Source organism: Lewinellaceae bacterium, from assembly GCA_020636105.1.
Classification (GTDB): Bacteria; Bacteroidota; Bacteroidia; order Chitinophagales; family Saprospiraceae; genus BCD1.
On record JACJYL010000001.1, the window covers coordinates 304722 to 329390 of the forward strand.

Genomic DNA, 24669 nt, shown 5'->3' on the forward strand with positions numbered 1-24669 from the left:
AATATGTCATTTAGAAAAGATAAAAAATTGGCATTGGCAGGAATAGATTTTGCCAGTAAAACCCAGGAAGAATTAAAAGATTTATTCCGAAGTGTTTTGAATAATGGAACGCATGGGTTGTGTTTTAGTCTTTATGAAGAAGGACAAAAGCCCGGGGATATTATTACCGAAGAACAAGTAAGAAGAAGAATGGAAATTATTAAACCATTCACCAGTTGGGTCAGGTCTTTTTCCTGTACAGATGGAAATGAGCATATTCCCAGGATAGCCAAAGAATTCGGCCTTAAAACGCTGGTAGGGGCCTGGCTGGGCGATGATCCTGACATTAATATCCGGGAAGTGGAAGGCCTTATCCAATTAGCTAAAGAAGGCTATGTCGATATTGCTGCCGTTGGTAACGAAGTCATGTATCGTGGTGATCTGGCAGAAGAAGAATTATTGGATTTTATTCTCCAGGTAAAAAGAGCCATCCCAACTATTCCTGTGGGATATGTAGATGCTTATTACGAATTTTCTGACCATCCAAAAATCACCGAAGCCTGCGATGTGATTTTAGCCAATTGTTATCCTTTTTGGGAAGGTTGCAGCATTGAATATTCTTTGGTGTACATGCAACAAATGTATCATCAGGCTCTGAGTGCCGGGCAAGGAAAAAAGGTGATCATTACTGAAACGGGATGGCCTAGCCAGGGAAAAAGCATTGATGGAGCGCACTCTACCTCAGAAAATGCCTTGAAATATTTTATTAATACGCAACAATGGTCCGCTCAGGATAACATTGAGGTGTTCTATTTTTCTTCGTTTGATGAATCATGGAAAGTCGGAGCCGAAGGCGATGTAGGGGCCTATTGGGGACTGTGGGATAAAAATGAAAACCTTAAATATTAAAAAATGAAACATCCCGGCATTTCATGCCGAGTGCAAGTTCCCGAATTTTGGCATAAGTCAAAATTCGGGATGTTTTTTAATGAACAGTTCCTCTTATGGCTTCAAAGTCTTTAATCATTTCCTGCAGTTTTTCCGGATGACTTGCGGCCAGGTTATTTTGTTGCCCGAGGTCGTTTTTTAAATTATACAGGGCAAATGCTTTGGAGTTTCCTAATTCGTTTTTCGTTTGTTCGCTGATGGCAGGCCCTGGATAAGGAGGTATTAAAACCCAGTTCCCTTGCCGGAAAGCAGTTCTTGAGGTAGCTTCCAGGACAAGGCTTTTTCTGCCTATTTGCGTTTTTCCGAGAAAATCATCCAACAGTTGTTCGCTGTCCCTTGCACGGTATTCGCTTCCCACCATCGTTGCTAGGGAAGAAAACAAGTCTACCTGAGAAACCATCGCATCTGATTTGCCAGGCTGGATATGTCCTTTCCAAAAAGTGACAAAAGGGACTCTCGTTCCTGCTTCAAAAAGGCTGTATTTCCCGCCCCTTAATGGGCCGGAAGGTTTGTGGTTACCAAGCTTCTCGACGGCATCATCATAGTAACCATCGTTCAGCACAGGGCCGTTATCGCTGGACAAGATGATGAGGGTATTTTCCAATAATCCTACTTTTTCCAGAGTTTTTATCAACTCCCCGATACACCAGTCTGCTTCCACTATTACATCACCTCTTGGCCCCAGGCCTGTAGCCCCTGCAAACCGTGGGTGCGGAGTACGGGGCACGTGCGGTTGCTGCAGGGCATAATACAGGAAGAAATGCTCGTTTTTATGTGTCTGTATGAAATGCTGAGCTTTGACCAGAAAAGTGTCCGCCATATTTTCATCCACCCATTTCGCATGCTCACCGCCCTTCATGTAGCCGATGCGCCCTATGCCGTTCACGATGCTGTTGTTGTGACCATGTTCCCATTTCATTTTCAGCCTTTCAGGATGATCCAGGGCCGTCGGTTCCCCCGGGAAGTTATTTTTATAATCCACAAAAATCGGATCGTTTGGGTCTGAGTTGACGACCTGTCCATTTTCAATAAAAACCGTTGGTACCCGGTCTTGTGTGGCTGCGAGGATATAGGAATAGTCGAAGCCCACTTCATTGGGCCCAGGCGAGATTCTTTCGTTCCAGTTGACATGGCCCATTCCAAGACCCAAATGCCATTTGCCGACGATTCCTGTGTGATACCCTTTTTCTGCCAGCATTTTAGGAAGGGTCATTTGAGACGTGTCGATCAACAATGGTGCATCTCCCGGGAGGATTTTCGCCTCTTTATTCCGCCAGGGATAAACGCCGGTCAAAAGAGCATACCTGCTTGGCGTGCAGGTGGCAGAGGTGGCATACCCCTGTGAAAATTGCAGTCCTTGATGTGCCAATTTATCCATGTTTGGAGTAGCCAATTCGGTGGCACCGTAAGCTCCTAAGTCGCCATACCCTAAATCATCCGCATAAATGATGATGATATTGGGAGTGGAATCCTCATCGTTAGTTTGTTGATTGCCTTCTTTGTTTGAGGAAGAACAAGCCCAGCAGGAAATAGACAGGAATGTCAGGATGAAAAATTTCATGAACAATATTTTTTTTAAAATAAAGAGTAACTGCCAAAAGGGGAGTAGGATTCGAATTTACCTGGCTAAAACCAGTTAGACAGGCCTGCGGCCCTCCTCGACGTGACTTTCATTCATCCCGAACCGTAGGTCGGAATGGGCTAACCAGACTACGCCACACACCTCGAAAGTTAATCTTATTTTTTGATTTTCACAAATCTAAGCCAGGACGCTCTCTATTCTTGAAACCTTTAAGTTGAATAAATATTTTATATCTTTTTCCTGCAGAGATTGTATTTAATAATTGGTAATAAAGCAATAATATGGAAGATTATTTTTTAGAGTAATTAAAATTTGTATTTTTAGTACTTTATTTAGATTATTGTCCAATTAAAATGAAATAATGCCTAAACCCAATAGACTTATCAACGGCTCAGGAAGACTAGTTCAATTTGCCTTGCCAGAAGCTGGTTTCAATGAATCAAAAATTCAATCAATTGCTCCAGGAGAGGCCTATCCAATCTCTTCAGACACGCCAGAACAATATCTTGTCCGCGATGCCCATAGCAAGCGGCCACTGGTCCTGAAAAGGACAGATTTACCGGAAGGGAGCCTTGTCATTACAAATGAGAATCTGAATTCACAGGACGATGGCATTTCAGTTCAGCTTCAGATATATAATGATACCAATGCTGCCATTGAAATATGCAGATTGGAAGGAATGGGGCAGGAAGAACATTATGGAGCCAGCACGGTAGCTAAACTTCCTCCCAATGCTGTTATCACCATTGATGCCAGGGCTCAAAATGTCTATGCAGCAAGAATTTATGCCTCAGGAACCTATATACGTACCTTTATTACTGGTGATCAGCCCGCTCAAATTTTTAATGTAAAACTGAGACCCGGGGGGAGCCATGTTTCAACAAATGTCTTATTTGAGAATCAGAGTACCCTGGATCTGGTCCTTCAATGGGTTGATTTTGATGGCTCCCTGAGACGTTCAACAAAACTGGAGCCGGGGCATCTTATCCAGCAGGAAACATTCCTGTCTCATTTCTGGGTACTCCGGGATTTGCACAGTGGCTTCCTGGTTGACGCAAGCGTGGGAAGTCATCAAAGTAAAAAATGGGCTTTCACAGGAAGTGGATTGCGCTCGACAGGAGGAACCAAAACAACAATTGTCGAATTCTGGAACGCTGCTGCTTATCCTGTGAAACTGATTTGGGTGGATTTTGAAGGAAAAGGAACCGTAGTGGAAACACTTTTGCCTGGAGCCCGTAGGATACAACCAACCAATGCTGGTCATGTATGGGAAATGCGAAATGCTCATTCCAATGACCTGATTAAGACATTCCTTCCATCACCTGTCAAAGAACAGTTATGCAGGATCATACCAAGAAATACAAATCTTGAGCTTCCTCCTGAAATCACTTTTGATAATAATACCGGCTTAACGGTTGAATTGGTCGCCAAAGATATGGAAGGAGTGGAACGGGTTTTCGCAACCTTACCCCATCGGGCGATTCATCAGCAACCAACGACAACGTCAGACAGGTGGTTTATCAGAGATCAAATGACAGGTCTGGTTTTTGAGGAAGTGGTGACCAGCCAGGAGAATTTTACACACCTTATTACCGCTCAGGGGATTTCATCTCAATCCATGGTCAATGAAGTGGTCGCTGAATTTGTCAATACCACGCCATTTCAGGTGGATGTTTCCTGGCTTGATTATGATGGTATTGAAGAGCAATTTTACCGCTTAAAACCTGGTCAAAGTATCACCCAACCTACCCATGCAACGCATGTGTGGCGATTCCGTGAGCGGGAAACCCGGGATATTTTGCTTTTGTATGTTGCCGGCGAGGAAGCCAGTCAACAGGTGGAAATATTCATGAAACCTATCCACTCCCGGGAACCCGCTGTATTGCGTTTCAGAAATTACACCGGCCTGACAGTCGAAGTCGTATGGTTTAATGCAGAAGGCAAACCCGAGGTGTTGAGAACCCTCATCCCGGGCAGAAAAGCTGCTTTTAATACCTTTGCCTCACATGCCTGGGTATTACGGGATAAGTGGAGTGGAACGGTGCTCAAAACAATTGTCGCTCAACCAGGTGACAGAACGGAGACGGTGAACCATTCAGACATCCGCTCGAAACGATCTGATCGGGGAACTCAGCTTATCTTCACAAATAACATGCCCTTTAAAGTTGATGTCCATTGGATCGACTACGATGGGGCCGAAACGCCACACGAGACCTTGCGTCCCGGCGAACGATTGGTCAAAAGCAGTTATACCACGCAGCCGTATCGGTTCAGGCACCATATTACAAAACGCGAAGTTGGCGTCTTTTTACCAAAAGATGTTGCAAGGCAGGCAGTAAATATTGCCCTTATGGCTTATGAAGACCGGACAGCCACCTCTGTGGAGGTTCGGAATATGACTGCGCTGACGGTAAAAATTTTCACGGTTGATTTTCAAGGAAAGGAACAATTCAAGCACGAGTTAAGTCCCCGGGATGGCGTGAAAGTACAAACCTTCTCAACCCATCCGATTATTGTAAGAGATAAAGTCAGCGATGAGGCTGTAGCCTTTACTATTGCCGGTGACAAACCCCAATTGCTGGAGGTTAACGCTGAAATACTTCGATCTAATCGCACAGATTTTCCAGTGTGGATCAACTGGGAGAATACGATGGAGTTACCTGTTGACCTTTTTTGGGTGAAGTATGACGGAAGCGAGGAACACATGAGAACTCTGGAACCGAAGCAATCTTTTGAAATCAGTACCTACCCGACACATGTGTGGCGTGCAAAGTTTCAAAAAGCGGGCACAGAGGTTGATCTGTACATTGCGGGCATACAAGATAAGCAAACCAGAAGAATTGGAGCTGTTCCTCCATTGCGTACGCAAGAGCGTGAGGGAGGAAAATTGTGGCCAGGAGAGGTAGCCCTTTATGAGAATCCCAACTATGAAGGCCGGGTCTGGATTGCACATGGGGATTTGCCTGATTTTAGTTTGTTATCCGGGTTTAACGACAATATTGCCTCCCTTAAAGTGGCGCCGAATACGGCAGTATCGGTTTTTGAAGACAGCTATTTTAATGCCCTTCCACAGGATTTGAGCCTTATGGCTCGTGAAGTCAGAACTGTCGTTGAAGATGTTTTTAGTACTCGATTGAACACATTTAAAAGTGTCATGGTTGACGCTCTGGCAAATATCAGGCAAACGAATGCAGGTCAACAGGATTTTATTGCTAAGGTTGACCAGATACAAAGCATCATGGATATGGCTGCGGATAATTCCCCCCGACAGGTAGGGGTTATCATAGAGCGTTTTGTTGCCGGATCTGTTTTCCAGCCGGGGGAAATATTATCGAATCTCAACCTTGAGTATAGGGCTGATGTCTTCGAAGCTGATTTACGATCTGTTCTTGCATCCCGGGTGTCTACGGATGACCGTGGCGCGTTTGCCGAAGCTATAAAACAGGCTCTTTTTGAAACGCAGGAGGCGATTTTCTTTGCTTTTTCACGGGAATGGGTCGGCAAACTTGATGCCTCTATTCGGGATGTTGTTCACCAGCCCATTGAACAGCTCGGTGTAATGTTGGAAAAGGCAGCGGAAAGCGCAGGCCTTAGGGCCCGTCCGTTGGTTCAACAACCGGAAAGTGATGTTTTTCATATGGACGCACCGGATCTTGAAGGGACGGATATTGGACGGAGTGCGATGTCCTCAATCCGGGTGCTTCGAAACTATGCGCCCGAAAAACTGAAGATATCTTCGACCAATAAAGTAGCAGATGACCCCAAAGTGGTTGACAAAAAGCTGGTTTACAACCCTGTTTATCGCACTACTTTAAACTTTCCTCCGGAGGTGACAGAAGTACAGATTTGGGGCACTGAGGAAATGGTGATTTCAATTGGCGGTGTAGAATTGGACGTGGGTCCAAAGGACGATCAATTCGTAGGAGTGAAACCTAATGCCGGAGGTATTTTGATCATACAGATGACGCCTGACCGAATTGGAATTTCGCCCCTAATGATCCGGACCAACAGCATGCCGGCCAATGCAAGAGTTTTTATTTTTCCCGATGCAGATGTTCATCGCAAATTGGTGAAAATGGATGATGATGCTTTTGTCAATGGTATTCCTGACGAAAAGGAACCGGGGGGGCGGCGGAAACTAAAAACAAAACCTGGGGCATCCTCCGAAGAACTTACCTCCACGCAGAAAGCCATTCAGACTTTGTCCAGAACATCAGCTGCCTCCGCGAATGTCAATGGTACAGGTTCGGCAGCTGATCGTAGGTTGGTAGTCGGACGGATGGATATGTCTGCCTTTCAACTTGATTTTGGCACACCAAAGGGGGGCACAGATACTGCTTTCCGGCCAATTGATCCGGCACAGGTTCATGCAGGAGCGGAAGATGCTGAATTGCTTGGGCAAGGTTTCTTTGAATGGTTGGAAGATGTTGGTGAAGGGATTGAGCACATAGCTGTCGCTGCCGTGGATCTGGTCGAGGAGGGCGTTGATTACCTGGAGCAGGCAGCTCTAGACACAGCCCAGTGGTTTGAAGATGCTGCCAATACTATTGCCGAAGGGTTTGAAGATTTTGGCGAGGCACTTGAAAAAGGATTTGCGGAGATCGGTGAGGCCTTCCAAGATGCCGGCGAATGGATAGAGGATCGCTTTGAGGAAGGCCTGGATTTTTTTGAAAATGTGATAGAAGAAGCAGGAGAATTCTTTGAGGATATCGGAGCTGCCATTGAAAATGCAGCCCTGGCTGTAGCCGAAGGCATCAAACAGGGTTTGCAGATTATCGTCAATGTAGCGGGAAAGGCCTTTACGGTGATAGTGGATACTCTTGAAAAAGTTGGCGAGGTGGTCATGTATGTCGTCACACAGGTAGTTGAAGCAGTCGAACAGGTGATTGATTTTATCTGCTCCTTGTTTAATTGGGGGGATATTGTCAAGACTCAGAAATTCATAAAAAAATCCATTGACCGCGGACTGGAGATGGGCCTTGAATTGGAGCAGAAAGCAAGTGTCTTTGTAGAGGAACAAATGGATAACGCCAGAGATCTGGTTCATAATTTGCTCAATGACTGGCGGTCTGAATTAGGCATTGAAGTCAGACCCAAGGAACCTGATTCTGAAGAGGATAGCTCAGGTGCCATGGATGCCCTGATGTGGATTCTTGACAAGATAACTTCAGCTATGGATCTGATACCCAAGCCGGAACTCCCTCCTCCAAATTTTGCATCCGGAATGATAATCCCCGGAGAAATAATGAAGGAGTTGGAGGGCATTGGCGAGGATGTCGGAAGCATTCTTTTAGAAGGCCTGGTATCTGGAATTGACGGTGTTTCAGATTCTTTTCAACGGTTTGTTACAGGGATATCTGACGGAATTGAGAACCCCACAGAAATGCTTCAACTCCTCGGTGGTCTGATATTGGATATGCTGGAAGTCGTTATTGATCTTGCCCTGGATATTGCAGAAGCTCTTGCAAAAGTGGTTTTGGGAATAATCCGTGTTGGAATCAAATTGGTACGTTGGTTAATTGACTTTCCACTGGATATTCCTTTGGTAAGTGAACTGTATGAATTAATTACAGGGGATACGTTGACCATGAAATCTCTTGCCACCCTGGTGGTTGCAATACCTGCGACAATAATTGGGAAACTTATTTTTGGAGTCGATGAATATTTAAGCTATTTAAATGAAACGAAGAAACAGGAATTCGCCCTGGATATGGGGAATGGTGAAAGTTTTTTAAAGGCACTTTATGGATCGTGTCACCTGATAATAACCCTCACTGGTGCGATACAGGACGGTTTCCGGATAGCCGGCCCAAAAAAGAAGCCACATACTTATTATACATCTTTGAAAATGGTTGAGAAAGACGCTCTGATGACAGGGATTAATCTTTGCATTGGTATTGTTGCCGGAGTTTTTAGTGCACCCTACTTTCCCAGTGACGATAAAGAACAAAAGGATATTTACAACGGATTGAGTTGGGCATCCTGGGGTACCCAAATGGCCCTTCTGGCGCCAAGTGTGGTCGGTTTGGGTTTGGCCGGCTTGCAAATGAAAAAAGGGCATAAAAAATTAAAAAATTCAGATGCATTGGGCTCTGTCCTTACTGCTTTGATAGGTATTGGGGGAGTCGTGCATCTTGGGATAAACATTGCACTAACAATATATGAAAGCAAATTGGATCATTTTGATAAAGAAGGGGTAGGGGATGAGACTACGTTGAAGGCATTATTAGGCACTTCATACATTGCGACAACCTTGCCATCCATTGCGGAGTTTGCCTTTTTCGCCAAGGATAAAAGGATCCAGGGTGTGGCTGCCGCAATTAGAGGCATCGCTCATTTGTTGGAAGGGAGCGTGATGCTGGGAGCAGTTAGTGTCGCCAATGCAAAATAATGATCAGGACATGGGAAACCGATCAATGACAGAGAGGGAAAGAAATCAGGAATTCTCTCCCACGGAATATCCTATACGCTTAGCGGACCCACTCATCCGTTCAGGTATTTTGCCATTGCGGAATATGGGGCTTACCGGGTCGGGATCATTTGTGGGGCATCTTGATTCGGGCATTGATCCGAACCAAAAGGATTTGATATCACAAATGACCATCTTCGCAGAGATCGATAATAGCGGCCAGGTCATACTAAACCATGCCCCGATTGACGAAACGGGGCATGGTACACGGACAGCCGGGTTAGTTTCAGGAGGCTGTAGAAAGCGCAGGCTCCTTGGGGTGGCCCCTGAATCTTCACTCATAGTAGGCAAGGTGCTGGAAGGTGGAAATACGGTCGTTCGAATTCTTTCTGGTCTGAACTGGCTCATGGGAAATGATGTACGCGTCGTTCTTTTTTGTGGTGGGTTCCCTACAGCTAACCCCATTTTAGGACCTATGCTTTTACAAATGCGGAAGGCGGGAATATTGGTGATTTGTCCTATTGGAAATCAGGGCCAAGGAAATTACAGACAACCCGGTGATGATCCCTCGGTATTATCGGTGGGAGCAATAGATTCAAGTGATAAACCTGCTAAGTTTTCAGGAAGCTGTATCGGACGATTTTCGCACGAGGTGAAAGCACCAGATATATTAGCCCCGGGAGTTGCCATTCCATGCATAAGTGCTAAAGGCGGCGTGACCCGGTCCAGTGGAACTTCGATGGCTGCTGCCATAGTTGCCGGTGTGGTTGCCTTACTATTGGAGGCGGAAACGGAGGCGAGTGCTGATCAGCTTTATGACGCCATTTGTTATGGCTCAAAACCATTGGACAATGAAACACGGAAACATGCCCGTTTTGGTGTTTTGAATGCAGAATCTGCACTGAAATACCTCCGGGAGCATAAAAATAAAAAAACTTTACCCCGTCCTGAAAGACTTCCGCTGGTAAATTCCGGATGGAGGGATCCTCGGTTAAAATACCAACTGACCCATTCTGGACCTGAAGATACTATTATGGCGGTTTATGTTCTTTATCCTGAATTAGAAGCAGACCAATGGGGACGGGCTGTTCGTGAATTTCTGGCTCATGGGTTCAAAAAGCTGGACCAGGATTCCGTAAAATATTTGCCGGGGGGACGTGCACTGATTATCAATACGACATCTACGGTGCATCTTGAATTGATCGAAAATCCTCTTGTGACTTACGCTAGTGCGGCAGATGCAGGGCGCTTACTTATTCCAAATAAATAATTTTACTCTATTAAAATACAACGATATGTCACGATCTTTTAAATATCTCGCACTCTGTACAGCTGTCATCCTTTTTGTGTTCACGGCATGTACAACGCCTAAGATATTGTTTTCTGTTGCTGGAGGCAAACTATTAAGCGAAGAATCTGATCTGGTAATGGTCAGCCGGGACGATAAAACGCTACCTGGTAAAAATGATCTGAAACTCAAGGAAGGCGACCAAATTACAATCGCAGAAGGGGTTGACGGTACCGGTATCCGAACCTTTTATACCGTGAGTACTGTACACGGACCCGCAACTCTGGTGCTCTCCAAAGATTTTCTGGAGCAAAAAGATGGAACGGTGCTCCACGATGCTCTGCGGGGAAAATTACTCATTCCTGAAATGTCTATAGACCATGAAGGTGCCGCTTATCTTGTGGCTATCCAGGAAAAAACGATTGAATTGATTGTATTTGATGGGAGAATACTTGTAAGTTCCACCCAGGCAAATCCTCCCTGGAAACCTTTCTTTGTCGAAAGCCAACAAAGGCGAAAGATATGGCGGGATGGTCGTCTGGCACCCAACCAACCATTGGGTCCGGATGATTTGAACCATTGGATAGATAGTGAGAATCAGTTGCTCAAGGCCGGAAATTCGACTACTCGAATGGTGCCTAGCGTGATCACTTTACCTTCGGTTGATGCGGAGGCTTTAGTCGCATCAGCAGAATTTCCAGTAAGTTTACAATACCTGGAAGAAGGAGAAGGAGAGCTTGGTACCATCACAAAACAGGAACCAAGAGCAGGCCGTAGGGTTAAATCTGGTCAGCAAGTGGTGATTTATGAGCGTTCTCGCCCTGTTATCGTACCTGATGTTTTGGGACTTAGCCTTGGAGCGGCTATTAACAAATTACAGGATCTGGGCCTGGAAGGTCATGAGGCTGGGAGAACCATAACCCGTAAGGTTGATCCACATTTGGTAAATACGCAGATTCCAGCCGCCGGTGAAATGACTGCCGCCGGATCGTCCGTTGCACTCAGTATAGAGGCCGTTTCCGTTATGGTTCCAAATATAATCGGTATGTCAATTAGCAGTGCCAGTCAGGCTCTGGGGGTATTGAAACTGGAAGTTGATAGCACATATTATGTTTTGAACTTTGAAGGTGAGCCTAAAGTGATTTCTCAGACACCATTAGAGAATACCTATGTTATCCCGGGAAGTGTTGTAAAGGTATGGCGACAGGCCCTGGGATTTGAGGTACCCAATGTTGTTAGAAAAACTTTATTGGAAGCCACTGAAAAACTTACAAACGAAGGATTCGCCATCGGAGAAACAAAATTAAAATCCAGTGATAGTGTTGCTAAAAATTTAATTATTTCACAGGAGCCGGCTGCCGGGGCCATTAGCGGAAAAGACGTGCCAGTAAAACTTATCATTTCTAAAGGAAGGTAGGACTGTATTTGTGAAACATTTGGCATTGGAATTTGACTAAAACAAAAAAAGGCCAGCACAAGTGCTGACCTTTTAGTCGGGGTAGTAGGATTCGAACCTACGGCCCTCCTCGACGCAGAGCGTCGGGATGCGCTAACCGGACTGCGCCCTACCCATTTTCACCTTAATCGGCCTCCTTATTTTTTTCAATCCAGGCCAATATTCTTTCCCTATTTTTGAAACCTTTAAGTTTTCGTTCCAGTTGAACGGCTTTACTTCTGGATTCAAAAGGCCGGGAAAATATCAAAACCCATGGCCCCTTGTTTTTGGTCCATTTATTACGATTGGTGTTGTGTCGGATGATTCGATCATCGAGGTCATTGGTTTGCCCGATGTATAACTGATCTGTTTGAAGGGAGTGAATAATGTATGTGTGAAACATTTGGCATTGGAATTTGACTAAAGCAAAAAAAGGCCAGCACAAAATGTACTGACCTTTCCTTTATCTTTTTATGGCGGTGAAGGCGGGATTCGAACCCGCGGTACCCCTTTCAGAGTACGTCGGTTTAGCAAACCGGTGGTTTCAGCCACTCACCCACTTCACCAGAAAAATAGCCGATTATTTAGTCGGGGTAGTAGGATTCGAACCTACGGCCCCCTGCTCCCAAAGCAGGTGCGCTAACCGGACTGCGCCATACCCCGAGTGCTATTTTTCATAAGCGACTGCAAAGATAAAGGTTCATTTATAAATAGCAAATTGCAGTGGCTTTTTTTTCAAATTATTTTTCATTCAGGCTTAATTTGATCTTTTTTTCCAGATCAGCTACCGTGTCTTTTAGTATAGCATCGGTCTCCATAAGGTCCTGCACTGTTTTGCAGGAGTGGATAACGGTACTGTGGTCGCGCCCTCCGAAGTTTTCGCCAATGGCTTTGAGTGACTTGCCGGTTAGTTTTTTGGTCAGGTACATCGAAAGTTGACGAGCGATGACCACCTGGCGCTTCCGGGTCTTCCCGTGGAGTTTTTCAACAGAAACATCGAAATGATCAGCCACGAGCGACTGGATGAATTCAACCGTAATTTCCTTATTGATATGCTTGACAAAGTTTTTGATCACTTCTTTAGTGAGATCCAGATCAATTTCCCTGCGGTTTAGGGAAGATTGTGCGATCAGTGAAACCAAAACTCCTTCCAGCTCACGAATATTGTTTTTGATATTATAACAAATGAATTCGGTGATATCCTGGGGGAGATCAACTCCTTCCTGCGACATCTTTGATTCAAAGATGGCCATCCTTGTTTCCAGGTCGGGTGCCTGTAGGTCGGCGGACAATCCCCATTTAAATCTGGAGATGAGCCTTTCTTCCATGCCGTTGAGGTCCTTTGGTGGACGATCGGAAGTCAGGATAATTTGCTTGTTGTTTTGATGGAGCTGGTTGAACACATGGAAGAAAATTTCCTGGGTCTTGGTACGGTTGGCCAAAAACTGTATGTCATCAACGATGAGCACATCCATCAGTTGGTAATAAGTTACCAGGTCGTTCACTGCATTATTCTTAATGGACTGGATGATCTGGTTGGTAAACTTTTCTGTTGAAACGTACAGAATATTTTTATCCGGCCATCTTTCCATGACTTCATTTCCAATTGCCTGGGCAAGGTGGGTTTTGCCAAGACCAACATCGCCAAAAATGACCAGTGGGTTGAAAGAGGTTTTTCCCGGATTTTTGGCAATGGCCAATCCGGCAGAGCGTGCCAGGCGATTGCAATCTCCTTCAATATAATTTTCGAAAAGGTAGCTAGGGTTGAGCCGGGGTTCAACTTTTACTTTTTTTATACCCGGAATAATAAAGGGATTTTTAATATTCTCAGTGTCCACCATTCCCGGTGTGTAGGTGCTATCAGTGGTCTGGCCATTCTTTGATATCGGTGCTGCAGTGGCCGACACAGAAGAGCGGTTGGTGAGAATCTGATACTCCAGCTTGGCTTTACTTCCTAGTTCTTTGCGAATAGAAGTTCTCAACAGAGAAACATAGTGCTCTTCGAGCCACTCATAAAAGAACCGGTTAGGAACCTGGATGGTTAAGGAATTATCTTCAAGACGGACGGGTTTGATCGGCTCAAACCAAGTCTTGAAACTGCGTCCATTCACATTTTTGCGAATATTTTGCAGACACCTATCCCACACTGAAGTATGATCAATTACCATGCAGCAGTAAATTAATAGGGCCAAAGGCCTTGTTAAACAAAAATCAGTTGTAAAAGTATAAGTATCAGTGAGTTAGACTCAGTAGGGGGTGAAAAGGCAATCAGAAGAATACTGTAAGTAAATGGGCTGTAATTCAGCTTTTACCAGCTTCATTTTCTCTTTAGCCGGATTGCAAAGTTGCAACTTTTTTCCGACTTCAGAAGGGCTATTGGATTTATTTTTTATATTTTTTTTTCTTTAATAACTAAACGCTTCACCTCGAATTGTTTTTGTTGATTTTTTCCTTTTTTTGGCATTAATTAATTACTTTGGTGTTTCAAACGTAATCAAAAATCTATGAAAGCCAGATCCCGATATTTTTATCTTGGAGGATTTCTGCTCCTCCTTGTCGTAGCGTATTTTTTCTTCAGAAGTGAAAATAAAGAGCAAGACTCCGATATTTTTACGACCGTAAGCCAGGGTGAATTTTATATTTCAGTGAGTGGAACAGGGGAATTGAAAGCTAAAAATTCGGTCAAGATTCGTGCCCCCCAGGGCATGCGTCCTGCAGGGATATACGAAACCACTCTTTCTGACCTTGTACCAGAAGGAACCATTGTGAGTGAAGGTCAATATGTGGGTTCACTTGACCGGACGGAAATTTCAAACAAAATGAGTACTGTTCGGTCGGAGATCGAAAAAATAGAGACTCAGCTGGAACAGGCGAAGATCGATACGGCCATTGAAATGCGTGCCCTGCGCGACCAGCTGGTAAACCTCAATTTTAGCAAAAAAGAGAAAATGTTACTCGTTGAACAAAATAAGTACGAGGCGCATTCTGTTATCCGTCAAACAGAACTTGACCTCGAAAAAATAGAAAGAGATTATTCACAGCTTGAGCAAAAATATGTCTTAAAGGAGCAACAAACCGTAGCTAAAATCAGGGAAATCAATGCGTTGCTCAGACAAAATCAGCAAAAATTTGACACTTTTGTTGAATTGTCCGATGAATTTTCCATTTCTGCCCCCACCTCGGGCATGGTCATTTATGCACGGACCTGGAATGGTAAAAAAGAACCTGGCTCAAGAATTTCTGCCTGGGATCCTGTGGTGGCTGAGTTGCCTGACCTCACTGACATGATCTCCAAGACCTATGTCAATGAAGTGGATATCAGTAAAGTAAAACCGGGGCAGGAAGTCAAAGTCAAAGTGGATGCTTTCCCGGAAGAAAATTATTCCGGGGTGGTGTTGACCGTGGCGAATATCGGGGAACAATTACGTGGATACGATTCCAAAGTTTTTGAAGTGGTCATTCAGATCAATGAATCTGATACGATTATGAGGCCAGCCATGACGACGAGCAATGAAATCATTACCGATACCTTTCATAATGTAATGTTTGTCCCACTGGAATGCCTTCAGACGGATTCTCTCTCTTTTGTTTACCTGAAACAAAAAGGAGAGACGGTTAAAAAAGAAGTGATCACCGGCCTCAGTAATGATAACCAGATTATTATTGAACAAGGAATCGAACCCGGCGATCAGGTATTTTTGAGCATTCCAAAAAATAATACTGACCTTAGATTTATTCCCATAGATCCTGAAATTAAAAAAGAGATTCTTCGCAAACAGGAAGAAGCCAAAAAGGAAAGGGAGGCTCGATCCCAGGCCCGAAGGGATAAGATCAAGAACATCGATTTACCTTCCAACTCGGGCAGGGGTGATGATGGGATGTTTATCATTATTGAATAACCGGCTATGTTGCAAAAAATATCATTTAACCTATCCCTGGCCTTCGAAAGTGTGCTCAGTAATAAATTGAGATCCATATTAACGGCTTTGGGTATCATTTTTGGCGTCGGAGCCGTTATTGCCATGCTGGCTATCGGTACTGGTGCAAGGCAGTCCATCCTGGATCAGATGAAATTGATTGGTACCAATAATATTGTCATAAAATCAGTTTCCACAAGCCCTGAAGACGGAGAAAGTACAGGTGAAAATAATGGGCAGGAGGAAGAAAAGAAGAAGTGGTCTCCCGGCCTGAACCTTCAAGATGTTCTGGCTATCCGGGAAGTGTTACCGAATGTGGATCTGGTGAGTTCGGAAATTGTCATTCCAACAACTATCATTCAATCTGCCCGTTTGGAAAAGGCGAAATGTGTTGGGGTGAATAATGATTTCTTCAAAATGAGTCGCTTAAACCTGGAATCCGGCCAATATTTTCATGAGGTTCACATGGAGATGGGGAAATCAGTTTGCATTATTGGCAAAAATATCCAGTTGAAATTTTTCGGAACGGTGGATCCTATTGGTCAAATGATAAAATGCGGGAACACCTGGCTTAAGATAATCGGGGTCATTGAAAAAAGAAGCACCAGCAAAGCCAGCCTGGAAAGTCTCGGCATCCGTGATTATAATTCGGATGTTTATGTTCCGGTAAAAACGGCTCTTTTGAGATTCCAAAACAGGGGGATGCTCACCGAAGAGAATATTGGTAACCGAGGTGACGAGGAACAAACAACGGAGAACTACCATCAGCTGGATCGGATTGTGGTCCGTGTTAAAGAATCGAATACGATGAGGGCTTCCGCCGAAATCGTTGCCCGATTGCTGACCCGCAGACACCAGCAGGTCATTGATTTTGAAGTGGAAGTCCCGGAGTTATTGCTGGAACAGCAGCAGAAAACTCAGGATATTTTTAACATGGTACTCGCGGCCATCGCGGGAATTTCCCTGGTGGTGGGAGGGATCGGGATTATGAATATAATGCTGGCCTCCGTTCTGGAAAGGATCAAAGAAATTGGTGTGAGACGTTCCATGGGGGCACTCAAGACCGACATCATCCAGCAGTTCCTGTTTGAAGCCGTAATCATTAGTGTGATCGGCGGATTATTGGGTATTCTCCTGGGGTTTGTGGCTTCAGGGATTATTGCCCATTCAGCCGGTATTCCGTCTATCGTTTCGGCATGGTCTATTCTGCTGTCGGCCGGTGTGGCGATCATCGTTGGATTGGTTTTTGGCATTTTTCCAGCCCGGAAAGCTGCAGAGCAGGATCCTATAAAGGCTTTGCGTTCAGATTGATGGGCGATTATTTAATCAAACAGGAACATGTCGCTATGTTAAAGTAACTGAAATTGAACTAAAAATGAAAATAAAAACGCTCGCTTTTTTGATAAGTCTGTTGATGTCCTGCTCTTTAATTGGACAGACAGATACACTTAGCCTGAGCCTGATGCAAACCATTAAAATAGCTCAGCGGGACGGAATCGATTTGAGGTTTGCTGATGTATCTTTTCAAAATAACTACTGGCAATATCAGGCATTTCTGGCCAAATTAAGGCCTCAGCTCAATCTTCGGGGTGAAATTCCCAATATCAATCGCAGTATCGAACCAATTATTCTGCCCGACGGCACGGAGGCTTTTATCAACAGATCATTGATGTCCAATTCGGCGCGGATCAACCTGCAGCAATCTATCCCTCTGACAGGAGGCCAGATTTTTGCCCAGACAGGATTGAGGCGTATCGATTTGTTTTCGGCCGTTAACAATACAAACATCTCCTATTTGTCGACACCGGTTTCGGTCGGTTTTGTCCAGCCGATTTTTGGATTCAACTCCCTAAAATGGGAAAAGAGGATCGCACCCCTTCAATATGAAGAATCAATCAAAAAATACTCTGAGGATTTTGAAAAAATTGCCTATGACGCGACGGGGTATTTTTTTGAAGTGTTGATCGCTCAATTGAATTTACAGGCTGCCTACCGCGACAAGGCGAATGCAGATACCTTATATGTCATTTCAAAAGGCAGGTACGATGTTGGTAAAATTGCCGAAACCGAGGTGATGCAGATGGAGCTTCAGGCGATGCGCGCCAACACAACCCTTTCTGAAAGTATTTTGAACCTTCAAACGGCAACGGAAAGGCTACGGAATTTTATGGGAATTCAACAGGAAGTGGCTTTTAAACTGGTACCTCCCGAAGATATTCCAACTTTTGAGACCGATGCAACGGAAGCCCTGGAACTGGCTAACCGTAACCGGGCAAACGCCCTGGCGCGTCAGCGGCGGATGCTCGAAGCCGAAAGAACCCTTGCCCAGGCACGGGCAAATACAAGGCCTAGTTTTGACCTTTATGCTTCCTTTGGGTTATCGCAAACGGCCAATAACCTCGAGGAGGTTTATCGTAAGCCACTGGACCAGGAGGTCTTTACCCTTGGTTTTGATATTCCTATTGCAGACTGGGGTAAATCCAATGCCGCCAAACAAATTGCCAAAGCCAACGCCGAGTTAGTCCGGTTGCAGGTCGAGCAGGATGCGGTAAACTTCGAACGGGAAGTACTGGTGCGTGTGCAGCAATTTAAATTGGTTAAGGATCAGGTGAATTTGGCGAAAAGGTCTTATGATCTGGCACAAAGACGCCTGGATATTACACAGAAACGTTACCTGATTGGAAAGATTGGCCCCACAGACCTCAACCTCGCTATTACTGAAGAATCTTCTGCCCGGCGTTCTTATTACAGCGCGCTGAGCAGCTACTGGCTGGCTCATTATTATCTTCGGGGCCTGACGCTCTACGATTTTGAAAATGGTGTATCATTGGTAAAAGAAACCAAATAAATCCGCAAACCCGACGAACATCCGAAAATCATAGTATCAAAAAGTCAAACATCAATCCTCCGCTTCGATGACATAGGAATGTTTAATTTCTTTCATGACGAATGAACTTTTCACATTGCCTATGTTTTCCAGTCCAGCCAGTTTTTTGGTGATGAAGAGCTGGTAGTTTTCGATGTCTTTGGTATTGACCTTGAGCATGTAATCGTAATGGCCGGCGATGTGATAACATTCCTGTACCTCAGATAATTGGGCTACCTCCCTTTCAAATTTTTCCAGGAAATCTTTGGCATGTTCTTTAAGCGAAACATTGCAATAGGCGGTTAGGGTTTTACCGAGGGCTTTTTTATCCACGATGGCGATAACCCGTTGGATAGTCCCGTTGTTTTTTAACTTTCGTATACGTTCGAAAATGGGGGTGACGCTCATGCCTAGCCTGGAAGCAATTTCCTTATTCGTATAATCGGCATTCTCCTGGAGCATCTGGAGTATTCTTTTGTCAGTAGGATCTATATTTGACATCTAGATTTTTTTTCTGTTCAACCATTAAAAAAAAATGAGTTTAAGTTGTTTTTTCCTTAAGTCGCATAATAATAAGAAATAAAAACTGCTTGATTGTAAATTGTAGATTTAAAATTTAAAATATAGTAATTTTATAGAAAAAAGATATGGATAAGCGTAAAAAATTTCAACCTGAAAGTCTGATGATGTCTTATGGTTATAAACCTGAATTGTCTGAGGGGGCGATTAAAGTTCCGGTTTTTCAGACGTCCACTTATTGTTTTAAGACCGCAGAAGAAGGAAAAGCTTTTTTTGAGGTGGCATTAGGGAAACGTGAACAAAGGAAGGGCGAAGAAGTTGGTCTGATATACAGCCGCCTGAACAATCCCAATATGGAAATTTTGGAAAACCGACTTTGTTTGTGGGATAAAGCAGATGATTGTGCGGTTTTTGATAGCGGGATGGCGGCCATTTCTACGGTTTTACTCGAGTTTTTAAGACCTGGTGATGTATTGCTCTATAACAAGCCCTTATATGGAGGAACGGTTCATTTTATCGAGCATATATTGGTTTCCATGCATGTCACGGTAGTTGCGTTCCATGCCTGGGATGACCTCGAAGACGTAAAACAACAACTAATTGCTGATGGGCTGGCAGATAAGTTGAAGATGATTTACGTGGAAACTCCGGCAAATCCTACCAATCACCTCGTTGATATTGGGGGATTGCGGGAAATGGCTGATGCGTTGTCCACTAAGGAAAGACAAGTAATTTTGGGGGTTGACAACACCTATCTTGGTCCGTTATGGCAACACCCTTTGCAAGTCGGGGCTGATCTGGTTATTTATTCTGCCACCAAATTTATCGCCGGACACAGTGACCTGATTGCCGGGGCTGTACTTGGAAGCAGAGACCTGATGCGTCGGGTAAAAACATTGCGTACCTTCCTGGGTAATATGGCTTCTCCATACACCAGCTGGTTGATGTTAAGAAGTTTGGAAACCCTTAAGATCAGGATGGAGAAACAGGCCGAAAATGCTAAAAAGGTAGCTGATTTTCTCAGGAATCATCCTAAGGTAGAAAAGGTATATTACATTGGTTTTCTCAAAGAAGAAGATCCTAAATCGTATCAAATTTTTAAGCGTCAGTGTAGTTCAGCGGGATCGATGCTGGCCTTTGATGTAGTAGGGGGCGAAAAAGAAGCTTTCATTTTTCTTAATAACCTGCAATTGATGAAACTGGCCGTCAGTCTTGGCAGTACAGAATCACTGGCAGAACATCCCGCCACCATGACACACTCAGAGATGGAGGATGAAGTGAAAAACAAACTTTTTATTACAGGAAAATTGGTAAGGATCTCTGTCGGCATTGAAAATGCAGATGACCTGATCACCGATATCAGAGAAGCTTTAGATAAAGTTCCTATGCTGGTGGGAACTGAATATTAGTTACTTGTTGCTCCTCGATACTCGTTGCTGGTTTTTTACCGGCAGTGAGTATCGAGTATCGGGTAGCCATCGGTCAGATTCCCTGGGCTTTTTTTAATTCCTGCAAATATTCATTGAGTTTTTCCATAGGTTTGGCAACGGCAACTCTTCCTGACCGAACGAATTCGTAGATTCCGATCTTTTTAAACTCATCCAGCAGTGCTTCTGTTTCATCCGGATGGCCTGTTTTTTCGATCACCACGTATTGGGGTTCAATTACCAGTACCCGTGCATTGTGAGCCCTGATCATTCTTTCAACAGAATTTCCGTTCATAAAAACTTCCGTGGGCACTTTGTACAAAGCAATCTCCTGGTAGACGATCTCATCAGGTTCGTAATAAAACGCCTTGAGCACATCTATTTGTTTCTCCAACTGGGCCACCAGTTTTTTTACCATTATTTCGTCCACCATAATAACAATGGTAAATCGGTGGATATCCGGCATGGATGACTTGGAGGTGGTAAGGCTCATAATGCCGATATGTCTGCGGCTAAAAACTGAAACTACCCTGGCCAGTAAACCTGTCTGGTTTTCTGTAAAAACGGTTATCGTATATTTTTTTTCCTCCATTTTCTATTTTTTTGATAATCTGTTTGGGTATAAATGATCTTTATTTAATTCGATAATAAAAAACCTGAACGGTATGATTAACCCAATTGATCGGAAGTCAGGATAATCTCATCTACACCAGCACCGGTAGGAACCATGGGGAACACATTATCCTCTTGTTCAACCCTTACATGTAACAGGTATGGGCCTTTATGAGCGAGCATTTCGGTAATGGCCTCATTGAGTTCTTCAGGTTTGTCAATACTGCGTCCGGGCACTCCGAAACCATTGGCGATCATTACAAAATCGGGATTTGTCAAGGCGACCGAAGAATACCTTTTGTCGAAAAATAACTGTTGCCATTGGCGAACCATTCCGAGGTAGTTGTTGTCCAGTAATACGATTTTCACTGCTACGTCCCATTGGCTGCACATGCCGAGTTCCTGTATCGTCATCTGGAATCCTCCGTCACCGATAAAGGCGACCACCTCCTTGTCGGGAACGGCTACTTTGGCACCGAAAGCAGCAGGTAGTCCAAAGCCCATTGTTCCTGCACCGCCTGAACTTACCCATTGGTTTGGACCGAGGTACGAATAGTACCTTGCCGCATACATCTGGTGCTGACCCACATCTGTCACCACGATTGCCTGACCTTTGGTGACATCGGAAATTCTCTTGACCACCATTCCCATCCTGATCTTATCGGTTTTGGAAGGTTTGGTATCTTTTTGAATCACCTTTTCATCTTCTTCAGCCATGAAATCTGCAAACGTTTTCATCCATGCGGGGTAAGTCTTTTGATCGACCATGGGTAATAATTGTTCAAGGGCCTGTTTGGCATCTGCATGGATGGCCACGTCTGCATGTACGTTTTTATTAATTTCCGACTTGTCAATTTCTATGTGAATGACTTTCGCTTGTTTGATGTATTTTTCAAGATTCCCAGTAACCCTATCGTCAAATCGCATACCAATGGCAATGATAAGATCACTGTGGTTTTGGTTAATATTGGCTCCGTAATTGCCATGCATGCCGAGCATGCCCACGAAAAGGGGATGGTCAGAGGAAATAGCCCCCAGTCCATGGATAGTGGATCCAACCGGGATGCCGGTTTTTTCTACAAAATCCTTGAATACTTCCTGGGCATGAGCGATATGAATACCGTGTCCGGCGAGGATCATGGGGCGTTCAGCCTGGTTGATCAGTTTGGCAGCATGGGTGAGGTCATTTAAATCCGGGGAAGGCTTGGGGTGGTAACTCCTGATGACCGGATCCGGTTCATAATGGAATTCCATTTTATCTATCTGAGCGTTTTTTGTAATGTCAATCACCACAGGCCCGGGTCTTCCTGAATTGGCAATACGGAAAGCTTTGGCAAACACCGCAGGGATTTCGTCTGCGTTAGTCACCTGGTAGTTCCATTTAGTCACAGGCATGGTACAATTGATGACATCCATTTCCTGGAAGGCATCCGAACCCAATAGTTTTTGAAATACCTGCCCTGTGATGCATACTAGAGGGGTAGAATCAAGTAATGCATCTCCCAGTCCGGTAATCAGGTTCATGGCGCCAGGACCTGAAGTAGCCATACAAACAGCCGTTTTTCGGCTTGCGCGGGCATAACCTTCCGCAGCATGGATAGCTCCCTGCTCATGCCTTGGCAGGATGTGTCTGATCCTGTCGGTATAGTGATACAACTCATCGTAAATAGGCATGATCGCACCTCCCGGATACCCGAAAACGGTGTCTATGCCTTCTTCCACCAGGCATTTCAAGACGGCTTCTGCTCCTGTGATCTTTTCCATGTGTTGTGCTTATTTGTTTTGGCCTTTTAAAAGGCAACTAATATGTTTTTTGTTCTCACGAAATTAAATTTCATCGGTCACGCATCCTTCACTGGCTGATGAAACGGTCATAGCGTACTTTCTCAACAAACCGCCGGTTGCATTGATGGCCGGGGTGATCCAGTTTTTGCGTCTCTTTTCAATTTCCTGTTCGCTCAAATCCGCTTCAATTTTATTGTTTTTGGCGTCAATGGTAATCTGATCTCCATTTTCAATCAGGGCGATCAATCCTCCATTTTGTGCTTCCGGGGTAATATGTCCTACTACAAATCCGTGAGTTCCCCCCGAAAACCTTCCGTCAGTAATAAGAGCGACTTTATCGCCCAGCCCTTCACCCATGAGGGCGGAGGTGGGCTTGAGCATTTCAGGCATACCTGGTGCGCCGCGTGGGCCACAGTAACGGATAACGATGACTTCTCCTGCTTTTATTTTCTTTTGGCTGATGGCTTCGTTCACCTCATCTTCTCCATTGAAAACATGAGCGGGGCCGGTAAATAATTCTCCTTCTTTTCCGGTAATTTTGGCTACAGCACCCTCCATGGCAAGATTGCCAAAAAGGATCTGAAGGTGGCCGGTTTCTTTAATGGGATCTTCAAAGGAATGGATTATGTCCTGGCCTTCTTTTAATGGCTGTACCTGGCTGAGGTTTTCAGCTACCGTTTTTCCGGTTACCGTCATACAATCACCATGCAGGTATCCTGCTTCGAGTAACATTTTCATCACGGCAGGTACCCCGCCTACGTTATAAAGGTCTTCCATTACATATTTTCCGCTCGGTTTCAAATCGGCAAGGAAAGGAGTTTTATCGCTTATGCGCTGAAAATCCTGTATAGAAATATCCACTCCTACTGATTTTGCCATGGCGATGAGATGTAATACAGCATTGGTTGAACCTCCGAGCACCATAACGACCGTGATGGCATTCTCAAAAGCCTCCCTGGTCATGATGTCGCGGGGTTTGATATCCTTTTCCAGCAGGTTTCTGATGGCGGTCCCTGTATTGAGGCAATCAATTTGCTTTTCCGGGCTGGTGGCAGGGTAGGAGGAGTTGTAAGGAAGACTCATACCCAGCGCTTCAATGGCAGAGGCCATCGTATTGGCTGTATACATTCCGCCACAAGCTCCCGGGCCTGGGCAGGCGTTTCTTACAACTCCTTTGTAGTCTTCTTCATTGATGGAGCCCGCTATTTTTTGCCCCAGAGCCTCAAAGGCGGAAACGATATCCAGTTTCTGATCATTATGACAGCCCGGGCTAATGGTACCTCCGTAAACAAGGATTGCCGGGCGGTTGAGTCGGCCAATGGCCATCATGGCTCCCGGCATATTTTTATCACAGCCAACTACGGCAATTATTCCGTCATACCATTGGGCGGAAGCCACAGTTTCAATGGAATCCGCAATGATATCTCTTGAAGGCAGGGAAAAACGCATCCCGGAGGTTCCCATAGATATGCCATCACTCACTCCAATGGTATGAAATATTAGGCCAATTAGATCACTCTGCAGGACACCTTGTTTTACAGATTCCGCAAGTCCATTAAGGTGCATATTACAGGTATTGCCTTCCCATCCGGTACTGACTATGCCTACTTGGGCTTTATTAAAATCATCTTCTGTAAAACCAATCCCAAACAACATGGCATGCGCGGCCGGTTGGCTGTCGTCCTGGGTAATTCTTTTGCTGTATTTGTTTAATTCCATTGATACTGTGGTTGTTTATACATTAACAAGGCTGAGAGGAAGGCAATGACCGGTCTCAATCCTCAGATGTAAAAGAACAAAGGTATCATTACAGGATTTTGTTTTCAGGGTAAAATATGCTGAAGTTACGATGTAAAATGCAGTGTATTTATCCTTAAAATATTGATAATTAATGGTTTAAAC

15 protein-coding genes and 3 tRNA genes are annotated in these 24669 nt (G+C 44.6%); 8 read left to right on the top strand and 10 right to left on the bottom strand.

Translation table 11 applies throughout. The features are described 5' to 3' along the window. The first annotated feature begins 3 nt into the window (after nucleotides 1-3). On the top strand, nucleotides 4-888 hold the full coding sequence (locus H6571_01050; protein MCB9322305.1) for a glycosyl hydrolase: 885 nt from the start codon (nucleotides 4-6) through the stop codon (nucleotides 886-888). Nucleotides 889-964: 76 nt separating this feature from the next. Here H6571_01050 and H6571_01055 read toward each other — a convergent pair whose 3' ends face one another. After that, complete coding sequence (locus tag H6571_01055) at nucleotides 965-2488, bottom strand: arylsulfatase (protein ID MCB9322306.1); 1524 nt, start codon at nucleotides 2486-2488, stop codon at nucleotides 965-967. A gap of 382 nt (nucleotides 2489-2870) precedes the next feature. Between H6571_01055 and H6571_01060 the strand changes: the two genes are divergently transcribed. From H6571_01060 to H6571_01070, 3 genes are read left to right on the top strand one after another with little or no spacing between them, the layout of a single operon-like run. Continuing rightward, on the top strand, nucleotides 2871-8900 hold the full coding sequence (locus tag H6571_01060) for a hypothetical protein (GenBank protein MCB9322307.1): 6030 nt from the start codon (nucleotides 2871-2873) through the stop codon (nucleotides 8898-8900). A gap of 10 nt (nucleotides 8901-8910) precedes the next feature. Then, nucleotides 8911-10188, top strand: coding sequence for a S8 family serine peptidase (locus tag H6571_01065; protein ID MCB9322308.1), 1278 nt, complete (start codon nucleotides 8911-8913; stop codon nucleotides 10186-10188). A gap of 25 nt (nucleotides 10189-10213) precedes the next feature. Then, nucleotides 10214-11623, top strand: a complete 1410-nt coding sequence (locus tag H6571_01070; GenBank protein MCB9322309.1) for a PASTA domain-containing protein — start codon at nucleotides 10214-10216, stop codon at nucleotides 11621-11623. Between the two features lie 79 nt (nucleotides 11624-11702). Here the strand turns inward: H6571_01070 and H6571_01075 are convergent. From H6571_01075 to dnaA, 5 genes are all read right to left on the bottom strand, one after another. After that, a tRNA-Gln gene (locus H6571_01075) sits at nucleotides 11703-11779 on the bottom strand. 7 nt (nucleotides 11780-11786) lie between these two features. Further along, nucleotides 11787-12044, bottom strand: a complete 258-nt coding sequence (locus H6571_01080) for a GIY-YIG nuclease family protein (protein ID MCB9322310.1) — start codon at nucleotides 12042-12044, stop codon at nucleotides 11787-11789. Nucleotides 12045-12115: 71 nt separating this feature from the next. Then, a tRNA-Ser gene (locus H6571_01085) sits at nucleotides 12116-12207 on the bottom strand. Nucleotides 12208-12229: 22 nt separating this feature from the next. Then, nucleotides 12230-12304: transfer RNA gene (locus tag H6571_01090), tRNA-Pro, on the bottom strand. 77 nt (nucleotides 12305-12381) lie between these two features. Beyond that, nucleotides 12382-13809 carry a chromosomal replication initiator protein DnaA gene (gene dnaA, locus H6571_01095; GenBank protein MCB9322311.1) on the bottom strand — a complete coding sequence of 476 codons (1428 nt, stop codon included), beginning with the start codon at nucleotides 13807-13809 and terminating at the stop codon, nucleotides 12382-12384. Nucleotides 13810-14145: 336 nt separating this feature from the next. On the opposite strand from dnaA, the gene H6571_01100 reads away from it, so the two are divergent. The 3 genes from H6571_01100 (at nucleotide 14146) to H6571_01110 (ending at nucleotide 18406) form a co-directional block, all read left to right on the top strand. Then, a complete protein-coding gene (locus H6571_01100; GenBank protein ID MCB9322312.1) occupies nucleotides 14146-15540 on the top strand; it encodes an HlyD family secretion protein in 1395 nt (464 codons plus the stop codon). Nucleotides 15541-15546: 6 nt separating this feature from the next. Continuing rightward, on the top strand, nucleotides 15547-16869 hold the full coding sequence (locus tag H6571_01105; GenBank protein ID MCB9322313.1) for an ABC transporter permease: 1323 nt from the start codon (nucleotides 15547-15549) through the stop codon (nucleotides 16867-16869). A gap of 64 nt (nucleotides 16870-16933) precedes the next feature. Continuing rightward, nucleotides 16934-18406 (top strand): TolC family protein, encoded by a 1473-nt coding sequence (locus H6571_01110; protein ID MCB9322314.1) that lies wholly within the window; start codon nucleotides 16934-16936, stop codon nucleotides 18404-18406. A gap of 51 nt (nucleotides 18407-18457) precedes the next feature. Here H6571_01110 and H6571_01115 read toward each other — a convergent pair whose 3' ends face one another. After that, the gene (locus H6571_01115; protein ID MCB9322315.1) at nucleotides 18458-18925 is read right to left on the bottom strand and encodes an Lrp/AsnC family transcriptional regulator; all 468 of its coding nucleotides are present in this window, start codon (nucleotides 18923-18925) and stop codon (nucleotides 18458-18460) included. Between the two features lie 146 nt (nucleotides 18926-19071). Here H6571_01115 and H6571_01120 point away from each other — a divergent pair, with 146 nt between their 5' ends. After that, complete coding sequence (locus H6571_01120; GenBank protein MCB9322316.1) at nucleotides 19072-20352, top strand: cystathionine gamma-synthase family protein; 1281 nt, start codon at nucleotides 19072-19074, stop codon at nucleotides 20350-20352. A 73-nt stretch (nucleotides 20353-20425) separates the two neighbouring features. Here H6571_01120 and ilvN read toward each other — a convergent pair whose 3' ends face one another. From ilvN to ilvD, 3 genes are all read right to left on the bottom strand, one after another. Beyond that, the gene (gene ilvN, locus H6571_01125) at nucleotides 20426-20962 is read right to left on the bottom strand and encodes an acetolactate synthase small subunit (protein ID MCB9322317.1); all 537 of its coding nucleotides are present in this window, start codon (nucleotides 20960-20962) and stop codon (nucleotides 20426-20428) included. Nucleotides 20963-21039: 77 nt separating this feature from the next. Then, complete coding sequence (gene ilvB, locus H6571_01130) at nucleotides 21040-22746, bottom strand: biosynthetic-type acetolactate synthase large subunit (GenBank protein MCB9322318.1); 1707 nt, start codon at nucleotides 22744-22746, stop codon at nucleotides 21040-21042. Nucleotides 22747-22809: 63 nt separating this feature from the next. Next, complete coding sequence (ilvD, locus tag H6571_01135; protein MCB9322319.1) at nucleotides 22810-24486, bottom strand: dihydroxy-acid dehydratase; 1677 nt, start codon at nucleotides 24484-24486, stop codon at nucleotides 22810-22812. Nucleotides 24487-24669 lie beyond the last annotated feature (183 nt).

What these genes read in the sequence shown, in the direction of transcription:
- H6571_01050 (MCB9322305.1), top strand. Translation starts at nt 4, where the DNA reads ATGTCATTTAGAAAAGATAAAAAATTGGCATTGGCAGGAATAGATTTT.
- H6571_01055 (MCB9322306.1), bottom strand. Translation starts at nt 2,488, where the DNA reads ATGAAATTTTTCATCCTGACATTCCTGTCTATTTCCTGCTGGGCTTGT.
- H6571_01060 (MCB9322307.1), top strand. Translation starts at nt 2,871, where the DNA reads ATGCCTAAACCCAATAGACTTATCAACGGCTCAGGAAGACTAGTTCAA.
- H6571_01065 (MCB9322308.1), top strand. Translation starts at nt 8,911, where the DNA reads ATGGGAAACCGATCAATGACAGAGAGGGAAAGAAATCAGGAATTCTCT.
- H6571_01070 (MCB9322309.1), top strand. Translation starts at nt 10,214, where the DNA reads ATGTCACGATCTTTTAAATATCTCGCACTCTGTACAGCTGTCATCCTT.
- H6571_01080 (MCB9322310.1), bottom strand. Translation starts at nt 12,044, where the DNA reads ATGTTTCACACATACATTATTCACTCCCTTCAAACAGATCAGTTATAC.
- dnaA (MCB9322311.1), bottom strand. Translation starts at nt 13,809, where the DNA reads ATGGTAATTGATCATACTTCAGTGTGGGATAGGTGTCTGCAAAATATT.
- H6571_01100 (MCB9322312.1), top strand. Translation starts at nt 14,146, where the DNA reads ATGAAAGCCAGATCCCGATATTTTTATCTTGGAGGATTTCTGCTCCTC.
- H6571_01105 (MCB9322313.1), top strand. Translation starts at nt 15,547, where the DNA reads ATGTTGCAAAAAATATCATTTAACCTATCCCTGGCCTTCGAAAGTGTG.
- H6571_01110 (MCB9322314.1), top strand. Translation starts at nt 16,934, where the DNA reads ATGAAAATAAAAACGCTCGCTTTTTTGATAAGTCTGTTGATGTCCTGC.
- H6571_01115 (MCB9322315.1), bottom strand. Translation starts at nt 18,925, where the DNA reads ATGTCAAATATAGATCCTACTGACAAAAGAATACTCCAGATGCTCCAG.
- H6571_01120 (MCB9322316.1), top strand. Translation starts at nt 19,072, where the DNA reads ATGGATAAGCGTAAAAAATTTCAACCTGAAAGTCTGATGATGTCTTAT.
- ilvN (MCB9322317.1), bottom strand. Translation starts at nt 20,962, where the DNA reads ATGGAGGAAAAAAAATATACGATAACCGTTTTTACAGAAAACCAGACA.
- ilvB (MCB9322318.1), bottom strand. Translation starts at nt 22,746, where the DNA reads ATGGAAAAGATCACAGGAGCAGAAGCCGTCTTGAAATGCCTGGTGGAA.
- ilvD (MCB9322319.1), bottom strand. Translation starts at nt 24,486, where the DNA reads ATGGAATTAAACAAATACAGCAAAAGAATTACCCAGGACGACAGCCAA.